At 70.4% G+C, this 17,511-nt stretch carries 15 protein-coding genes; 9 read left to right on the forward strand and 6 right to left on the reverse strand.

The annotated features are described in order from the left end of the window. The first annotated feature begins 15 nt into the window (after positions 1-15). Positions 16-240: an exodeoxyribonuclease VII small subunit gene (locus tag EDD90_RS20645; protein WP_123974447.1), complete on the forward strand. Its 225-nt coding sequence runs from the start codon at positions 16-18 to the stop codon at positions 238-240. 171 nt (positions 241-411) lie between these two features. Next, a complete protein-coding gene (locus EDD90_RS20650; protein ID WP_123974448.1) occupies positions 412-1,002 on the forward strand; it encodes a malonic semialdehyde reductase in 591 nt (196 codons plus the stop codon). An 86-nt stretch (positions 1,003-1,088) separates the two neighbouring features. Here EDD90_RS20650 and EDD90_RS20655 read toward each other — a convergent pair whose 3' ends face one another. Continuing rightward, entirely contained in the window at positions 1,089-1,613 is a 525-nt protein-coding gene (locus EDD90_RS20655) for a DUF4245 domain-containing protein (protein ID WP_123974449.1), read from the reverse strand. Positions 1,614-1,739: 126 nt separating this feature from the next. Between EDD90_RS20655 and glpX the strand changes: the two genes are divergently transcribed. Then, positions 1,740-2,777, forward strand: a complete 1,038-nt coding sequence (glpX, locus tag EDD90_RS20660) for a class II fructose-bisphosphatase (RefSeq protein ID WP_123974450.1) — start codon at positions 1,740-1,742, stop codon at positions 2,775-2,777. A 169-nt stretch (positions 2,778-2,946) separates the two neighbouring features. On the opposite strand, the gene EDD90_RS20665 is transcribed toward glpX, so the two are convergent. Beyond that, positions 2,947-3,330: a WhiB family transcriptional regulator gene (locus EDD90_RS20665; RefSeq protein WP_123974451.1), complete on the reverse strand. Its 384-nt coding sequence runs from the start codon at positions 3,328-3,330 to the stop codon at positions 2,947-2,949. A 152-nt stretch (positions 3,331-3,482) separates the two neighbouring features. After that, complete coding sequence (locus tag EDD90_RS20670) at positions 3,483-4,184, reverse strand: DUF1707 domain-containing protein (protein ID WP_123974452.1); 702 nt, start codon at positions 4,182-4,184, stop codon at positions 3,483-3,485. A gap of 169 nt (positions 4,185-4,353) precedes the next feature. Between EDD90_RS20670 and EDD90_RS20675 the strand changes: the two genes are divergently transcribed. The 4 genes from EDD90_RS20675 to EDD90_RS20690 all read left to right on the forward strand — a co-directional run bounded on the left by EDD90_RS20675 (position 4,354) and on the right by EDD90_RS20690 (position 11,107). Further along, the gene (locus EDD90_RS20675) at positions 4,354-6,024 is read left to right on the forward strand and encodes a fumarate hydratase (protein ID WP_123974453.1); all 1,671 of its coding nucleotides are present in this window, start codon (positions 4,354-4,356) and stop codon (positions 6,022-6,024) included. A gap of 485 nt (positions 6,025-6,509) precedes the next feature. Beyond that, complete coding sequence (locus EDD90_RS20680) at positions 6,510-7,895, forward strand: aspartate ammonia-lyase (RefSeq protein WP_123974454.1); 1,386 nt, start codon at positions 6,510-6,512, stop codon at positions 7,893-7,895. Positions 7,896-7,979: 84 nt separating this feature from the next. Beyond that, positions 7,980-8,705, forward strand: a complete 726-nt coding sequence (locus EDD90_RS20685) for a DUF402 domain-containing protein (protein WP_185149171.1) — start codon at positions 7,980-7,982, stop codon at positions 8,703-8,705. A 305-nt stretch (positions 8,706-9,010) separates the two neighbouring features. Next, a complete protein-coding gene (locus EDD90_RS20690) occupies positions 9,011-11,107 on the forward strand; it encodes an ATP-binding SpoIIE family protein phosphatase (protein WP_123974455.1) in 2,097 nt (698 codons plus the stop codon). Positions 11,108-11,408: 301 nt separating this feature from the next. On the opposite strand, the gene EDD90_RS20695 is transcribed toward EDD90_RS20690, so the two are convergent. Continuing rightward, complete coding sequence (locus tag EDD90_RS20695) at positions 11,409-13,844, reverse strand: transglycosylase domain-containing protein (protein ID WP_123974456.1); 2,436 nt, start codon at positions 13,842-13,844, stop codon at positions 11,409-11,411. A 257-nt stretch (positions 13,845-14,101) separates the two neighbouring features. Between EDD90_RS20695 and EDD90_RS20700 the strand changes: the two genes are divergently transcribed. Together EDD90_RS20700 and EDD90_RS20705 are read left to right on the forward strand one after the other, a co-directional pair. Then, positions 14,102-15,088, forward strand: coding sequence for an SPFH domain-containing protein (locus EDD90_RS20700; protein ID WP_123974457.1), 987 nt, complete (start codon positions 14,102-14,104; stop codon positions 15,086-15,088). Further along, positions 15,085-15,351, forward strand: coding sequence for a hypothetical protein (locus EDD90_RS20705; RefSeq protein ID WP_260327961.1), 267 nt, complete (start codon positions 15,085-15,087; stop codon positions 15,349-15,351). The genes EDD90_RS20700 and EDD90_RS20705 overlap by 4 nt, the downstream gene beginning before the upstream one ends. 164 nt (positions 15,352-15,515) lie before the next feature. Here EDD90_RS20705 and EDD90_RS20710 read toward each other — a convergent pair whose 3' ends face one another. After that, positions 15,516-16,433 carry an RNA polymerase sigma-70 factor gene (locus EDD90_RS20710; protein ID WP_123974459.1) on the reverse strand — a complete coding sequence of 306 codons (918 nt, stop codon included), beginning with the start codon at positions 16,431-16,433 and terminating at the stop codon, positions 15,516-15,518. After that, on the reverse strand, positions 16,430-17,371 hold the full coding sequence (locus EDD90_RS20715; protein ID WP_260327962.1) for an NAD(P)-dependent oxidoreductase: 942 nt from the start codon (positions 17,369-17,371) through the stop codon (positions 16,430-16,432). The genes EDD90_RS20710 and EDD90_RS20715 overlap by 4 nt, the downstream gene beginning before the upstream one ends. Positions 17,372-17,511 lie beyond the last annotated feature (140 nt).

Here is a 17,511-nt window from a genome sequence, read left to right on the forward strand (position 1 = left end):
CAGAAAGGCAAGTGCATGAGCGGCAAGACCGAGGAAGCCCTCTCCTACGAGCAGGCGCGGGACGAGTTGATCGAGGTCGTACGGCGGCTGGAGGCCGGCGGGACGAGCCTTGAGGAGTCCCTCGCGCTCTGGGAGCGGGGCGAGGAGCTGGCCAAGGTGTGCCGACGGTGGCTGGAGGGGGCGCGGGCCCGGCTGGACGCGGCGCTGGCCGGGGACGAGGACGGAGAAGAGGGGGAGTGAGGGGCGGGGGAAGAGGGAGCGCGGGGCACGCAAGGGCGGCTCGGATGTGAGGCGGATCACTGCGGTCCGCATTTTGTTGAAGCTTGAATCTTCCTTCGTCTAAGGTCGTACCGTCAGCCCATCCGGACCACGGTCCGTTTTCGACCGGGACGCGACCTCTAGGAAGTTCTCATGTCTCTCGTTCTCGACCCCGCCGCTCAGGACCTGCTGTTCCGTGAGGCCCGCACCGCCAACACCTTCACCGACGAGCCGGTGACCGACGAGCAGATCCAGGCGATCTACGACCTGGTCAAGTTCGGCCCCACCTCCATGAACCAGTCGCCGCTGCGCGTCGTCCTGGTCCGCTCCCCCGAGGCCCGTGAGCGCCTGGTGCAGCACATGGCCGAGGGCAACCAGAAGAAGACCGCCACCGCCCCGCTGGTCGCGATCCTCGCCGCGGACAACGAGTTCCACGAGGAGCTGCCGGAGCTCTTCCCGCACTTCCCGCAGGCCAAGGACGCCTTCTTCGGCGACCGCGCGGTGCGCGAGGGCAGCGCGGCCCTGAACGCCGCCCTCCAGGCCGCGTACTTCATCATCGGCGTCCGCGCCGCCGGCCTCGCCGCCGGCCCGATGACCGGCGTCGACTTCGCGGGCATCCAGAAGGAGTTCCTGGACGACGACCACACCCCGTTCGTGGTCATCAACATCGGCAAGCCGGGCCCGGACGCCTGGTTCCCGCGCTCCCCGCGCCTGGCCTACGACGACGTCGTCACGACCGTCTGAGCCACCCCGCAGACACGCGGGACACACGAGAGGCCCCCGGCAACGGCGCCGGGGGCCTCTTGTGTCGCACGCACGGGGCAGGTACGTCAGGACGTCCGCAGCGCCGCCGCCATCTTCGTCAGCTGGGCGAAGGAGGCGGTGCCCGCCACCACCGTGGTGGAGCCGGTGGTGCCGTCCAGCACCAGCGCGTCGTAGCGGCCGCCGGTGTAGTGGGTCCAGGTGCGGTCGCCGATCTTCTCGGTCGTCTTCGTCGCCGTCGCCCCCTGGCTGGCGTCGTCGATGAAGTCCGCCCGCTTCTGAGTGGACTGCTCGATCTGGACGTACTGCCCGTCGGGGGTCTGGTAGCCGAGGTGCCAGCGGTCGCCGTCCTCGCCCTGGAAGCGGACCGAGGTGGCCTTCCAGGCACCGGACAGGCCCTCCGGTGCGGCCACCGGATAGCTCGCGGCGCGCCGCGCCGTCAGCAGCTCGACCCGGTAGTCGACCCTCGGGAGGTCGGGAGAGTGGTCGTCGTGCGGGACGAGAAGGTAGATGAAGCCCGCCGCGAGACCGATCAGGGCCAGGGAGAGAATCATGTCCCGGACCGTCTTCTGCTTGCCGTTCGTGCCTGCCACGCCCCCTATCGTCGCAGGTGCCCCTTGCGCTCATCCGTGGGGTCCCCTGCTCATTTTGTCAGCCTGACGATAGAGTCGACGGGAAACCCTCATCCGGCCGTCGTCGTATCAGAAAGGTGCGCTCCGATGACCGAGAATCATCATCACCTGCCGTCCGAACTCGATGTTCCCTCCGAGGCCCCCGACCGCAACCTCGCCCTGGAGCTCGTCCGCGTGACCGAGGCCGCCGCGATGGCGGCGGGTCGCTGGGTGGGCCGCGGCGACAAGAACGGCGCCGACGGTGCCGCCGTGCGCGCCATGCGGACCCTCGTCTCCACCGTGTCGATGAACGGCGTGGTCGTCATCGGCGAGGGCGAGAAGGACGAAGCCCCGATGCTCTTCAACGGGGAACGTGTCGGTGACGGCACCGGACCCGAGGTCGACATCGCCGTCGACCCGATCGACGGTACGACGCTGACCGCGAAGGGCATGCCCAACGCGATCGCCGTGCTGGCCGCGGCCGAGCGCGGGGCCATGTTCGACCCGTCCGCCGTGTTCTACATGGACAAACTGGTCACGGGCCCGGAGGCGGCGGACTTCGTCGACATCAACGCGCCCATCTCCGTCAACATCCGCCGGGTCGCCAAGGCGAAGCGGTCCTCGCCGGAGGGCGTGACCGTGGTCATCCTCGACCGGCCTCGGCACGAAGGGATCATCAAGGAGATCCGGGAGGCCGGCGCGCGTATCAAGCTGATCTCCGACGGTGACGTCGCCGGGTCGATCTACGCGCTGCGCGAAGGCACGGGCGTCGACATGCTGCTCGGCATCGGCGGCACGCCCGAGGGCATCATCTCGGCGTGCGCGGTGAAGTGCCTGGGCGGGACGATCCAGGGCAAGCTGTGGCCCAAGGACGACGCGGAGCGGCAGCGGGCGATCGACGCCGGGCACGATCTGGACCGGGTCCTGACCACCGAGGATCTGGTGACCGGCGAGAACGTCTTCTTCGTCGCGACCGGCATCACCGACGGCGAGCTGCTGCGCGGGGTCCGGTACCGGTCGGAGACCGCGCTGACCGAGTCGATCGTGATGCGGTCGAAGTCGGGGACGGTGCGGCGGATCGACTCCGAGCACCGGCTGCGCAAGCTGCGGGCGTACAGCACGATCGATTTCGACAAGGCGAAGTAGCGCCCAAGGGGAGGGGGCTGAGGGCGCGTCGGCGACTGCGGGTGCGTAGTGGCTGGTCGCGCAGTTCCACCCCCAGCCTTCGGCCGGGGGTGCCCCCAGCGCCCCTTTGGGGCGCGCTGTCCCCGAGGCAAGTCCAAGGCGCCCTCTGTGCGGAGAGGGCGCCTTTTTGTCAGCCTGCCTGGGCTATGTGGTTCGCCGCTGTCGCTCGGGCCGCCTTCTTCAGTTCCATGTCGCGGCGCCTGCGCCTCGCCAGGACCACCCGGCGCTCCGCCGCCGTGAGGCCGCCCCAGACTCCGTAGGGCTCCGGCTGGAGCAGCGCGTGTTCGCGGCACTCGACCATCACCGGACAGCGGGCGCAGACCCGCTTCGCCGCCTCCTCCCGGGACAGCCGGGCGGCGGTGGGCTCCTTGGAGGGTGCGAAGAACAGGCCTGCCTCGTCGCGCCGGCACACCGCCTCGGTGTGCCAGGGGGCGTCTTGGTCCCTGTCCCGCACTGGCACCCGCTGGGCCGGAACGGCAGCTACCTGCGCGGACGAATGCGGCGGTTGCAGCACGGTCTACTCCTGACGACGGCTTCGCGAGCGAGAGACGATGCAGCAAGCCCTACCCGCTGTGCGCAGGCCTATGCACAGCGTCCCCAACGGCCGTAGCGCGGCGGCCGGTTCACGACCCCGGACGCCGCCGACCAGGGAGCGATTCGCGACCGTCAACGGTCCAGGTGTTTGCGCAACTTCCTGTCGACCTTGTCGTGGACCCGGTCCAGGATGTCCTCGACGAACTTCCCGCGCTTCGGCCGCGCCTCCACATTGCCGAGGACGGCCCACCCGTCGACGTAGACGACCGGCGCGTCGGAGTCGACCGAATCCAGCGTGTCCGCCTCGAAGTTGCCCAGCACCCCGCCGCCGGTGCCGCGCAGCGACACGTTCTCCGGGACCCGGATCTGGACGTCGCCGAAGACCGAGAACGCCTTGATGACAACCTGCTGGTACTCGAAGATCGCCTCGGTGAGGTCGATCTCGACGGAGCCGAAGACCGCGTACGCGTGCAGCCGGCGGCCCGCGCGCCAGCGGCCGCGACGGCGGGCGCTGCTGAAGACGGCCACGACGTTGGTGTCCGCCTCGACAGGGATGGCACCGGGCGTCGGCCGGGGCGGCACCGGTGTGTAGGCCGGGGCGGCCTGGCCGGCGTGGGCCGCGGGCAGGTCTCGTATGAAGACCTCCAGCTCGCCCACCGTCTTGGCGTTCAGCACCCCCTCCACGCGCTCGGCGTGCTCGTCGGCGGTCAGGCGCCCCTCGGCGAGGGCCTCCCGCAGGATGTCGGCGATGCGGTCACGGTCGGCGTCCGAGGCGCGCAGCTCGGCGACCGGCGCCCCGGCGCGCTCCTCGGGGGTGTGCTTCTGAAGGTCCACCGCAGCAGGGTACCGAAACGCGATAGATCGCGACTAGGGGTTGGCGTCGGTCCGGGCGTGTCGAACTGAGCCTTACCTCACAGGTTCCGTGTCGGTCGCAGGTTCTAGGCTGGACAGCGCCCGCCAGCGTCGGCGGGCAGCCGTCCGTCAGAGTGAGGAATGGGCTGAGATGCCTGAGTTCGCGTATACCGATCTGCTCCCCCAGGGCGAGGACACCACGCCGTACCGGCTGGTGACCTCGGAGGGTGTGTCCACCGTCGAGGGACCGGACGGGCGGACGTTCCTCAAGGTGGAGCCGGAGGCGCTGCGCAAGCTGGCCGAAGAGGCCATCCACGACATCCAGCACTACCTGCGGCCCGCCCACCTCGCCCAGCTCCGCCGGATCATCGACGACCCGGAGGCGTCGAACAACGACAAGTTCGTCGCGCTCGACCTGCTGAAGAACGCGAACATCGCGGCGGCCGGCGTGCTCCCCATGTGCCAGGACACCGGCACCGCGATCGTCATGGGCAAGCGCGGACAGAACGTGCTGACCGAGGGCGGCGACGAGGCGGCGCTGAGCCGCGGCATCTACGACGCGTACCTGAACCTCAACCTGCGCTACTCGCAGATGGCTCCGCTCACCATGTGGGAGGAGAAGAACACCGGCTCCAACCTGCCGGCGCAGGTCGAGCTCTACGCCACCGACGGCGGCGCCTACAAGTTCCTCTTCATGGCGAAGGGCGGCGGCTCCGCCAACAAGTCCTTCCTGTACCAGGAGACGAAGGCGGTCCTCAACGAGGCCTCCATGATGAAGTTCCTGGAGGAGAAGATCCGTTCGCTCGGTACGGCGGCCTGCCCGCCGTACCACCTCGCGATCGTCGTCGGCGGTACGAGCGCCGAGTACGCGCTGAAGACCGCGAAGTACGCCTCCGCGCACTACCTGGACGAGATCCCGGCCGAGGGCTCGGAGCTCGGGCACGGCTTCCGGGACCAGGACCTGGAGCAGAAGGTCTTCGAGCTGACGCAGAAGATCGGCATCGGCGCGCAGTTCGGCGGCAAGTACTTCTGCCACGACGTGCGCGTGGTGCGGCTGCCGCGGCACGGCGCGTCCTGCCCCGTCGCCATCGCGGTCTCCTGCTCCGCCGACCGGCAGGCCGTCGCGAAGATCACCGCCGAGGGCGTCTTCCTGGAGCAGCTGGAGACGGACCCGGCGCGCTTCCTGCCGGAGACCACCGACGAGCACCTCGACGAGTCCTCGGACGTGGTCAAGATCGACCTCAACCAGCCGATGGACACGATCCTCGCCGAGCTGACCAAGTACCCGGTGAAGACCCGGCTCTCCCTCACCGGTCCGCTGGTCGTGGCACGTGACATCGCGCACGCCAAGATCAAGGAGCGCCTCGACGCCGGCGAGGAGATGCCGCAGTACCTGAAGGACCACCCGGTGTACTACGCCGGTCCGGCCAAGACCCCCGAGGGTTACGCGTCCGGCTCCTTCGGTCCGACGACCGCCGGCCGCATGGACTCCTACGTCGAGCAGTTCCAGGCGGCGGGCGGCTCCAAGGTGATGCTCGCCAAGGGCAACCGCAGCAAGCAGGTCACGGACGCGTGCGACGCGCACGGCGGCTTCTACCTCGGCTCCATCGGCGGCCCGGCCGCGCGCCTCGCCCAGGACTGCATCAAGAAGGTCGAGGTCGTCGAGTACGAGGAGCTCGGCATGGAGGCGGTCTGGAAGATCGAGGTCGAGGACTTCCCGGCGTTCATCGTGGTCGACGACAAGGGCAACGACTTCTTCCAGGACCCCGCGCCGCAGCCGACCTTCACGACCATCCCGGTCCGGGGCCCCGGGCTGGCGTAGCACCTCGGGTGCGGCGGGGACGGAATTCGCCCCCGCCGCCCCTACCCGTCCCGTCACCAGGGGGCCGCGGCCCCCTTCGGCCCCCGCCTGCGTCCCGTCGGCTCACTGTCCTGGGGGCTGCCGCCCCCCCCAGACCCCCGCCTCGGCCTGAACGGCTTCGTCCCCAATCGCCGGACGGACTGGAGGGGGTGCGGTGCGGCCTTCGTCCTTGAAAGCCGCACCGGCTGGAGGGGGTGCGGACCGGCCTCCACCCTCAGAAACCACACGGGCTGAGATATGGCGCGGACCGGCCTTCATGCCCAAAAGCCGCACGAGCTGAGATGCGGCACGGACCGGTCCTCGTCCCCAAGGACCGCACGAGCTGAGATGCGGCGCGGATCGGGCTGTGGCCTCAACAGTCGTCGGCTGGGGTGAGTGCGCTGGGTCACACACCCTGGCGGAGTACTCGGCGGAACATCCCCACCCCCGCGATCGCTGTACCGGGCATGAGCGACTACCGCATCGAACACGACTCCATGGGCGAGGTCCGGGTCCCCGGGCAAGCGAAGTGGCGGGCCCAGACTCAGCGGGCCGTCGAGAACTTTCCCGTCTCCGGGCAGCGGATCGAGCGGGCGCACATCGAGGCGCTGGCCCGGATCAAGGGGGCGGCGGCCAAGGTGAACGCCGAGTTGGGAGTACTCGACAAGGACATTGCCGCGGCGATCCAGGACGCGGCCGGGGAGGTCGCCGACGGGAAGTGGGACGAGCACTTTCCCGTCGACGTGTTCCAGACGGGGTCCGGGACCTCGTCCAACATGAACACCAACGAGGTGATCGCGACCCTCGCCAGTGAGCGGCTCGGGCGGGACGTCCATCCGAACGACCACGTCAACGCCTCGCAGTCCTCCAACGACGTGTTCCCGTCGTCGATCCACATCGCCGCCACCGCCGCCGTCACCCGGGATCTCATCCCGGCCCTGGAGCACCTCGCCGGCGCGCTGACCCGGAAGTCGGAGGAGTTTTCCGACGTCGTGAAGTCGGGGCGGACGCATCTCATGGACGCCACGCCCGTGACGCTCGGACAGGAGTTCGGCGGGTACGCCGCACAGGTACGGTATGGAATCGAACGGCTGCAGGCCTCCCTGCCCCGGCTCGCCGAGCTGCCGCTCGGCGGTACCGCCGTCGGTACCGGGATCAACACCCCGCCCGGGTTCTCCGCCGCCGTGATCGAGGAGGTCGCCCGGGCCACCGGACTGCCGTTCACCGAGGCGCGCGACCACTTCGAGGCACAGGGCGCCCGGGACGGGATCGTGGAGACCAGTGGGCAACTGCGCACCATCGCCGTCGGGTTGACGAAGATCGCGAACGATCTGCGATGGATGGCCTCGGGGCCCCGCACCGGGCTCGCCGAGATCGCGCTGCCCGACCTCCAGCCCGGGTCCTCGATCATGCCGGGCAAGGTCAACCCGGTGATCCCCGAAGCCGTGTTGATGGTGTCCGCCCAGGTCATCGGCAACGACCAGACCATCGCCGTGGCCGGTGCGGCCGGCAACTTCGAGCTCAACGTGATGCTTCCGGTCATCGCGAAGAACGTCCTGGAGTCCGTCCGGCTGCTCGCCAACGTCTCACGGCTGCTCGCCGACCGGACCGTGGACGGGATCACCGCGAACCGGGAGCGGGCCCGGGAGTACGCCGAGTCGTCGCCGTCCGTGGTCACGCCGCTGAACAAGTACATCGGGTACGAGGAGGCCGCCAAGGTGGCCAAGAAGGCGCTCGCGGAACGTAAGACGATCCGCCAGGTCGTCATCGAGGGCGGGTACGTCGAGAAGGGCGAGCTGACCGTCGAACAGCTGGACGAGGCGCTGGATGTCCTGCGGATGACGCGGCCGTAACCGCGTGCGAACGTTTCACGCCGCCCGGCCGGAAGCGTGACGTCCGCCGCAGCGTCGTGTGCCTACGGCACCTAATATCTGTGCATGGCAGACGGTGGAGCGGTGAGGCGCGTGATGCGCGGGGAGACGGGCGGCGCGACCGGTAACGGAACCAGGAACGGGAACGGCTTCTGGGTGCCGGGGAGCCAGATCCTGTGGCGGTACCGGGAGAACGCCGGACACGGCTTCCATATCGCGCGCCCCGTCACCGTCGTCCGGGACGACCAGGAGCTGCTCGCCGTCTGGCTGGCCCCCGGCACCGAGTGCGTCAGACCCGTGCTGGCCGACGGCTCGTCGGTCGGCGAGGAGCCGCTGGAGTCCCGCTACACCAAGCCCCGGTCGGTCACGCACGGCCACTGGCGGGGCACGGGCGTGCTGAAGCTGGCCCGGCCCGGCCAGCCCTGGTCGGTGTGGCTGTTCTGGGAGCCGGGCTGGCGGTTCAAGAACTGGTACATCAATCTTGAGCAGCCGCTGGTCCGTTGGGGTGGCGGAGTGGACTCCGAGGACCACTTCCTGGACATCTCCGTGCATCCGGACCGGAGTTGGCGCTGGCTCGACGAGGACGAGTTCGCGCAGGCCCAGCGGGACGGCCTGATGGCCGCTGAGACGGCCGAGCGGGTGCGGGCGGCGGGACTGGCCGCGGTGGACTCCGTACGGGCCTGGGAGGCGCCCTTCTCGGACGGCTGGCAGCACTGGCGCCCGGACCCGTCCTGGGCGGTACCGTCACTGCCCGAGGACTGGGACCGTACACCCGCGCACGTGTCCACATGAGACCCTTGATGCGCCCCCGGTCCGCAACCGTAGGATCGTCCTCCGCAAGGGCGCGTTGAGCACAACTCCCGGATCATGTGCCGGGCTTGACCGAACGTCACCGAGGGGCGGCAGGACGTGAGCGAGGGGTACGAGGGCAACACCGGCGAGCGGTGCGCGGGCCGCAGATCGTTTGCCGGTGGCACAGAAACAGCCTCCAGCCACGCCGGAATTCCGTTCCTGGGGCACGTAATCCGGGTATCGGGACTTCGGCGGGACCACCTGCGCGCCCGGCGCGCAGCCCCGGACGGACGGATTCGACACGCGTGACGGAGCACCCCACCTCCTACGAACGCCCACAGCCGGGCGTCGACCCCGCGGAGGCCCGCGGGGCGCTCCTGCGTTCCTCGCAGCCACCGGACCGGGCACAGCCGCCGGCGCAGCCCCGTCCGCTCGGCACCACCGCCTTACCGGCGCAGGCCCGCGCGGGCGAGACGCCCTCCGGTCCCGGTACCAGCACGTCCAAGGAGCACTCCGTCAACGGCCCCGAGCACGCCCAGCCCACCAGCGCTGAGCCCGATCCACACCGGCCGCGCCCCACTCCGGAGGGCATCCCGCCCCAGCCGGGCGCCGAGCAGGAGCGGGTGGCGGGTCCGCAGGAGCGCCGTACCGGACGCGGGCTGCCGCCCGGCCGTCCGATGCCGATGCGGCGGGACGGCGACCGGCTGCGTTTCGTGGGCGCCGCGACCCGGCGGATCGCCCGGGGCATAGACCTCGACGAGATCGTGATGGGGCTGTGCCGGGCGACCGTGCCGACCTTCTCGGACTCGATCCTGGTCTATCTGCGCGACCCGCTCCCGGTCGGCGACGAGCGGCCCACCGGCCCGGTGGTGCTGCGGCTGCGCCGTACCGACCGGATCCCGGAGGAGCGGGACTCCGAGGGCGGCGGCTTCCTGCCGGTGCCCGTGCCGGAGCCGGACCCGACCGACATCGGCCTGGCCGCGCTCACCGCCGATCTGTGCGAGGTACGGCCGGGCGGCGCCCTCAACGAGGTGCTGCGGGGCGTACGGCCGGTGTTCGCCGACGCCCCCGCCGCGCGCGCCGCCCTGCCCGAACTCCTCGGCGAGGGCAACGAGTCGCTCGTGCCCGGCGGACAGCACGCGATCCTCGCCCCGCTGCGCGGCCGGCGCCGGGTGATCGGCGCGGCCCTGTTCCTGCGCCGCCCGGAGCGGCTGGCGTTCGAGACGGACGACCTGCTGGTCGCCGCCCAGCTGGCCACGCACAGCGCGCTGGGCATCGACAAGGCGGTGCTGTACGGCCGGGAGGCCTACATCGCCGACGAGTTGCAGCGCACCATGCTGCCCGAGAACCTGCCGAGCGCCACGGGCGTACGGCTCGCCTCGCGCTATCTGCCGGCCGCGGAGACCGCGCGGGTCGGCGGCGACTGGTACGACGCGATCCCGCTGCCGGGAAGCCGGGTGGCGCTGGTCGTGGGCGATGTCATGGGGCACTCGATGACATCGGCGGCGATCATGGGGCAGCTACGGACGACCGCGCAGACGCTGGCGGGGCTCGATCTGCCGCCGCAGGAAGTGCTGCACCATCTCGACGAGCAGGCCCAACGGCTCGGCAGCGACCGGATGGCGACCTGCCTGTACGCCGTCTACGACCCGGTGTCGCACCGCATCACCATCGCCAACGCCGGGCATCCGCCGCCGGTGCTGCTGCATCTCGGCGGACACGCCGAGGTGCTGCGGGTGCCGGCCGGGGCGCCGATCGGGGTGGGCGGGGTCGACTTCGAGGCGGTGGAGCTGGACGCGCCGGCCGGGGCGACGCTGCTGCTGTACACCGACGGTCTTGTGGAGTCCCGGCTGCGGGACGTGTGGACCGGCATAGAGCAGCTGCGGGAGAAGCTCGCCGCGACCGCGCAGCTGACCGGTCCGGATCATCCGCCGCCGCTGGAAGCGCTGTGCGACGAGGTGCTCGACATGCTCGGGCCGGGTGACCGCGACGACGACATCGCGCTGCTCGCGGCCCGGTTCGACGGGATCGCGCCGAGCGATGTGGCGTACTGGTTCCTGGAGCCGGAGGACGCGGCGCCGGGTCGTGCCCGGCGGCTCGCACGGCGGGCGCTGGCCCGCTGGGGGCTGGAGGAACTGTCCGACTCCGTCGAGCTGTTGGTCAGCGAAGTGGTCACCAACGCGGTGCGGTACGCCTCGCGGCCGGTGACGCTGCGGTTGCTGCGCACCGATGTGCTGCGGTGCGAGGTCGGGGACGACGTGCCCCAGCTGCCACGGCTGCGGCAGGCGCGGGCGACGGACGAGGGCGGCCGGGGGCTGTACCTCGTCAACAGACTGGCCAGACGGTGGGGAGCGACCCGGCTCAGCACCGGCAAGGTCGTGTGGTTCGAGCTGAACCGGTAGCGCCGCAGGGCCGCCTGGGGCCGTCGGGAAACCGCGGACCGGCCGTGGCTGGTCGCGCGGTTCCCCGCGCCCCTGGGGAGTTGTGCCCGCGGCGTTGCCGGGTGCTGAACAGATATCGCCGTGGGACTTGAGGTTGTCGGGGAACCGCGGACCGGTCTTGGCTGGTCGCGCCCAAGCGGCGGTAGCCGCAGTTCCCATACAGCCCCGCGCCCCTTTCGGGGCGCCTCAGCCCGTGGCGTTGTGAGGTGCCGTCGTACATCGGAAGAGCCCCGCGTCCCTTACGGGGCGCGGGGCTCTCGCGTTACTGGCCGCCGCCCTGGTCCAGCGGGTTGTCGGTGATGTCACCCGTGGGGGTGGTCGCCGGTGCCGACGGGGGCGTGGTCGTCGCCGGTGGTGATGTCGTCGGCGACAGGCTCGGCGACTTCGACGGGGTCAGGGACGGGCTCGCGGACTTCGTCGGGGTCTGGCTCGGCGTCTGCGACGGGGTTTCCGACGGGGAGGAGCTGAGGGTCGGCGTCGCCGACGGCTTGACGGCCGCGCCCAGCTCGGTGTCGAGTTCGAACTTCTGCTTCTTCGTGACCCCGAAGGTGTAAGCCGCCCAGATCTGCGCCGGGTAACCGCCACCGTTGATACGGCCGGTGCCCGGGATGAGGCCCGTGGCGCCGGTCAGCGAGACCTGGTTGTGGGTCTTGGCGTCCTCGCCGAACAGGCCCACCGAGGTCACCAGGTCGGGCGTGTACCCGGTGAACCAGGCCGACTTGTTGTTGTCGGACGTACCCGTCTTGCCGGCCACCTCCTGGCCCTTGCGCAGCGGGTTCTGGGCCACCGACACCTTGGCCGTACCGTCGTCGACCACGCCGGTCAGCACCGAGGTCACCTGGTCGGCCGCGGTCTTGTTGATCACCTGGTCGCCGATCGGGTTCGGCAGGTCGACCTTGCGGCCGGCCTGCTCCGCCGACGCGATGATCGTCGGGGTGACCTTCCGGCCGTGGTTGTCGAGGGTGGCGTACACCCCGGCCATCTCCAGCGGGCTCGCGCCCATGGTGCCGAGGGTCATCGCGGGCACCGCCTGGACGTCCGTGGTGTCCAGGCCGAGGTCGTTCGCGGTCTTCAGCACGTTCTTCATGCCGACGTCGACGCCCATCTGTGCGAACACCGAGTTGACGGACTTGTTCATCGCCGTCTGGACGGGGATCTTGCCGTAGTCGGCGTCGTCCTCGTTCGGCGGTGCGAAGGCGATGTCGCTGCCCTTGACCGGGCGGCCGCTGGTGCCGTCGTAGATCGTGTTGGCGTCGATCGCCTTGCCGTCCTGCGTCTGCGCGTTCTGGTCGACCGCGGCGGCGAGGATGATCGGCTTGAAGGTGGACGCCGGCTGGTAGTCGGCGCGGGTGGCGTTGCTCGTGTAGTGCTTGTAGTAGTCCACGCCGCCGTACATGGCGAGGATCTTGCCGGTCTTGGGGTCGACGGAGACGGCGCCTGCCTGGACGTTGTTGTCGACCTTGCGCTTCTTGCCGTCGAGCTTGCTGGTGAGCTGGCTCTTGATGGCCGCCTCCAGCTTGGCCTGCTTCTTCGGGTCGATGTTCAGGGTGATCGTCCACCCCTTGTCGATGACCAGTGACTCCGCGTCGGACCTGGAGATGCCCTGCGACTTCATCAGATGGTTCTCCAGCTGGGTGTTGGCCAGTTCGACCAGATAACCCTTCTGGCCCTCCAGACCGGAGACGGCCTTCGGCTCCTTGGGGATCGGGAACTTCATGGCGTCACGCTTGGTCTTGTCCAGCCAGCCCTGGCCGACCATGTTGTTCAGGGTGTAGTTCCAGCGGTTCTGCACCAGCTTCTTGCCGACGGGACCCGCCACCGCCCAGTCGTACTGGCTCGGCGCCTGCAGCAGCGAGGCCAGATAGGCGCCCTGCTGGACGGACAGCTTCTGGGCGTCGACGCGGTAGTAGGCCTGTGCGGCGGCCTGGATGCCGTAGGCGCCGCGGCCGTAGTAGCTGGTGTTGATGTAGCCGGCGAGAATGTCGTCCTTCGTCCTCTCGCGGTCCAGCTTCAGCGAGATGACCAGTTCCTTCAGCTTGCGCGTGACGGTCTGGTCCTGGCTGAGGTAGTAGTTCTTGACGTACTGCTGGGTGATCGTCGAACCGCCCTGGGTGCCGCGGCCCATCGCCGTGTTGTAGAGGCCGCGGGCCATGCCCCTCAGGTCGATGCCGTTGTCGGTGTAGAAGGACTTGTTCTCCGCCGCGACGAAGGTGTGCTGGACGTCCTTCGGGACCTTGGAGAGGTCCACGTTCTCGCGGTTGACGGTGCCCTTGCGGGCCAGGACCGAGCCGTCGCTGTACTTGTAGACGTTGCTCTGCGTCTGCGCGAGCGGGTTGCCCTCGGGGACGCTCACCGACATGTACAGCGCGATGAAGGCGCCGATGCCCAGCAGACAGACGCCGAGGAACGCGCCGAGCATCTTCTTCCAGGTGAACAGCCTGCGTATCCGGCCCTTGGCGGGCTTGCCGTTCTTGCCCTGCTTCCCCGGCGTGCCCGGCTTCCCCTTGGCGGCGGCCTTGCGGCGCTCCGCGCGGGTGGCGCCCTCGGCGACCGGTGACTCGACCGCGGTCGCGGTCCCGCCCGACGCAGCCGGTGTCTCCGGCGCTGTCTCCGGCGCGGCCTGCTGCGGCGAGCGGTGCCCGGGCGCGGCGCGGCGGCCACCGCGCTGCCGCGCTCTTCTGTCGTCCGCTCGTCCCATGAGTCCGTCTGCTCCGCTTCGTCTCGGCTGTCAAACGTGTGTACGGCTGTCACACAAGTACGTGGCTCAGGTCAATCCCGAAAGCTAACACCGCTGCCTGAGACAGAGAGCGCACGATCTGTCCTTTTTCGGACGTGACAATCAGCACCCCGTCCAACGGAACCGACGAGCGGAGAAGGCGGAGGGTTGCGTGGCGCGATAAAGTGTTATCACTTAGATAGAAGGAAGCTAGACAGCTTGCCACTCAAGGGGACCCCATGTCCGTTCACGACTCCTCGGCGACCGCCGACATACCCGAGATGCCGGCCCCGCGCGTGCGGGAGTTCGCGGCGCACAGCATCGGCGGCGGGCCGGCCCTGCTGCTCGGGCTCGTCGGACTCGCGGCTGCCGTCGCGCTGTTCGTGGCGAGCTCCGCCGTGAACCCCGCCTTCGCCGTCGGCGGCGTCCTGGTCTTCCTCGCCGCCGTCATCGCGATGCGCGGCCTGAACACGATCGCTCCCCCACTGCCTAAAGGGCGCGGGAGGTACCCCCATGGCGAGGCCCGGGTCGTCCAGCTCTTCGGGCGGTACCGGGGCACGATCCGGGAGGACGGGCTGCGCTGGGTCAACCCCTTCACCTCGCACAGGAGGATCTCCACGCGGGTCCGCAACCACGAGACCGCCGTCCTGAAGGTCAACGACGCTTACGGCAACCCGATCGAGCTCGCCGCGGTCGTCGTCTGGAAGGTCCAGGACACCTCCCAGGCCGTCTTCGAGGTCGACGACTACACGGAGTTCGTCGCGACCCAGACCGAGACCGCCGTACGGCACATCGCGATCGAGTACCCGTACGACGCCCACGACGAGGACGGGCTCTCGCTGCGCGGCAACGCCGAGGAAATCACCGAGAAGCTGGCCGTCGAGCTCCAGGCACGGGTCGAGGCGGCCGGAGTGCGGATCATCGAGTCACGCTTCACCCATCTCGCGTACGCTCCCGAGATCGCCTCGGCGATGCTGCAGCGGCAGCAGGCCGGTGCGGTGGTGGCCGCGCGGCGGCAGATCGTCGACGGAGCGGTGGGGATGGTGGAGGCGGCGCTTGCCCGGATCGCCATGGGGGCACCTCCCACGCCCTTCAGGCTGTGGGGGAAGGACATCGTGGAGCTGGACGAGGAGCGCAAGGCGGCGATGGTGTCCAACCTGATGGTGGTGCTGTGCGGGGACCGGGCGCCGCAGCCGGTACTCAACACCGGGACGCTCTACCAGTGACGGATTCGCCCGCACCCTCGCCCGAGGAGGCGCCCCGGCGCCGGCCGCAGCAGCGCAAGCAGGTGCTGCTGCGGCTCGACCCGTCGGTGTACGACGCGCTGGCGCGGTGGGCCGGGGACGAGCTGCGGTCGGCCAACGCGCAGATCGAGTTCCTGCTGCGACGCGCGCTCGCGGAAGCCGGCCGGTTGCCCGGCGAGGCCGGTCCCCTGCCGCGCCGGGGGCGGCCGCCGGGAGGCTCCGCCCCGGGGCCGCCGGCCGGCTGAGCGCGGGGTGCGGCCTCGCCGGGTGCCGGGAGGCGGGTCCGGACCGTCACCAAGTGCCGGCCGGTGGGGGCTGGTCGCGCAGTTCCCCGCGCCCCAAAGAAGCGGGCAGTACCCGCACCTCCATAGAACGCGCAGTTCCCCGCGCCCCTCAAAACAGGGGGCTCCTAGTCGGTCATGGCGTCAGCCTCTCTCGGCAGTGCCCATGCGTCTCCCACCGGGCCCACGTGGCGCAGCTTGTCCGGGTTGAGGATCGAGCGGATCGCCTGGATTCGGCCGTCGAGGATGTCCAGGACCATGGTGCTCAGGACCCTGCCCTCGCGGTCGTGGAGGACCGCGCCCGGCTGGCCGTTCACCTCGCGCGGCTCCAGTACGACTCCGGCCCCGTGCAGCCTCGACGTCAGTGCGCCGATGACCTCGGTCACCCGTGCGACGCCGACCAGGCCGCCGCCGCTCCACAGCGGCGCCTTGCCGCCCGCGTCGCCGGTCATCCGGACGTCGGCCGCCAGCAGCGCCCGCAGGCCGTCCACGTCGCCGTCCCGGAACGCGTCGAAGAAGCGCCCGGCGAGTTTTTCGCGCTCCTTGCGGTCGGCCTCGAAGCGGGGGCGCCCGGCGTCCATGTGCCGGCGGGCCCGGACCGCGAGCTGCCGGCAGGCCGCCTCCGAACGGTCCACCGCCGAGGCGACCTCGGAGAAGGCGAAGCCGAACACCTCACGGAGGACGAAGACCGCCCGCTCCAGCGGGGACAGCCGCTCCAGGAGGAGCAGGGCGGCCATCGACACCGAGTCGGCCAGCTGGGCGGAGCGCTCCGGGTCCTCGTAGGGGTCGGTCAGCAGCGGCTCGGGGAACCAGGTGCCGACGTACTCCTCCCGTCGTACCCGGGCCGAGCGCAGGACGTCGATGGAGACCCGGGTGACCACCGCCGAGAGGTAGGCCCGTGTCGAGGCGGGACGGGTCGCTGCCGTCGTCCAGCGCAGCCAGGTCTCCTGGACCGCGTCCTCGGCCTCGCCGACGCTGCCCAGGATGCGGTACGAGATCGAGAACAGCAGCGGGCGCAGCTCCTCGAACTCCTCGGCCGGGCTCACGCCAGCGCCGCCTTGAACCCCTGCCGCCAGGACGGGTACCGCAGCTCCCAGCCGAGCTCCCGCTTCGCCTTGGCGTTGGAGAAGCCGCGGCCCTGGGTCATGATCACCACCGCCTGTTCGCCGGCCAGCAGCCGGGCCAGCCAGACCGGCGCACGGTACGGCCGCTTCGCCCCGGCGCACTCGGCCAGATACGGCAGCCAGTCGGCGGCCGGCGCCGGTTCGTCGTCGACGATGTTGAACACGCCCCGCGCCTTCTGCTCGACGGCCAGCACGGTGGCGCTCGCCGCGTCGTCCAGGTGGATCCAGCTGCTGTAGCCGGTGGCCCGGCCGACCAGGGGGTACTGACGCTTGCGTACCAGCTCCACCTGGTCGTCGATGGCACCCGGGCCGTAGAAGGCGCCGTACCGCAGGGCCGCGCCGCCGGCGCCGAGCACCGCGTCCTCCAGGTGCTGGAGAGCCAGCATGCCGCCGTGTGCGGGGGTGCCCGCCATCAGGTCCAGCGGGTCCTCCTCCGTCTTCACCCAGCCGCCCTCGCGGGCGCCGTTCCAGCTGGCGTGGCTCTGCGCGACGACATGGGGGACACCGGTCGCCTCGGCGGCGGCCAGCAGATGGTCCGTGCCCTCGGTGCGCAGCCGGTTGGTGAGGGCGAACCACCGGTCCGGGTGCTTGATGTCGGGCTTGCCCGCGTGCGCCACGGAGATCGCGGTCAGCTGGTGCACGATCACGTCCGGGCGGGCCTCGGCCACCGCCGCCCCGACCGACAGCGCGTCCAGCCCGTCCATCACGACGCCCTCGGCGCCCATTCCCCTCAGCAGCTCCAGTTTGGCGGCGCCGGTCGTCGTGGCCGTCACCTGATGCCCCCGCGCCACCAGCAGCGGCACCAGCCGCCGTCCCAGAACCCCACTGCCACCTGCCACAAAGACCCGCACGGCGATCACCTTCCAGGTACGAGAAACCGATTCCGCACCAGAGACGAGGCAGGGCCGCCCGGATGTGACATGGCGCTGTCGCACAACCGTGACAATCGGTCCCCACCTGCGCGGAAACACAGCGAACGCACAGTGGGCCGCCACCTGCA

The sequence above is a fragment of the Streptomyces sp. Ag109_O5-1 genome (genome assembly GCF_003814875.1).
In the GTDB taxonomy this organism is placed as follows: Bacteria; Actinomycetota; Actinomycetes; order Streptomycetales; family Streptomycetaceae; genus Streptomyces; species Streptomyces sasae.

What these genes read in the sequence shown, in the direction of transcription:
- EDD90_RS20680 (WP_123974454.1), top strand. Translation starts at nt 6,510, where the DNA reads ATGAGCGACTACCGCATCGAACACGACTCCATGGGCGAGGTCCGGGTC.
- EDD90_RS20675 (WP_123974453.1), top strand. Translation starts at nt 4,354, where the DNA reads ATGCCTGAGTTCGCGTATACCGATCTGCTCCCCCAGGGCGAGGACACC.
- EDD90_RS20650 (WP_123974448.1), top strand. Translation starts at nt 412, where the DNA reads ATGTCTCTCGTTCTCGACCCCGCCGCTCAGGACCTGCTGTTCCGTGAG.
- EDD90_RS20695 (WP_123974456.1), bottom strand. Translation starts at nt 13,844, where the DNA reads ATGGGACGAGCGGACGACAGAAGAGCGCGGCAGCGCGGTGGCCGCCGC.
- EDD90_RS20685 (WP_185149171.1), top strand. Translation starts at nt 7,980, where the DNA reads ATGGCAGACGGTGGAGCGGTGAGGCGCGTGATGCGCGGGGAGACGGGC.
- EDD90_RS20700 (WP_123974457.1), top strand. Translation starts at nt 14,102, where the DNA reads ATGTCCGTTCACGACTCCTCGGCGACCGCCGACATACCCGAGATGCCG.
- glpX (WP_123974450.1), top strand. Translation starts at nt 1,740, where the DNA reads ATGACCGAGAATCATCATCACCTGCCGTCCGAACTCGATGTTCCCTCC.
- EDD90_RS20645 (WP_123974447.1), top strand. Translation starts at nt 16, where the DNA reads ATGAGCGGCAAGACCGAGGAAGCCCTCTCCTACGAGCAGGCGCGGGAC.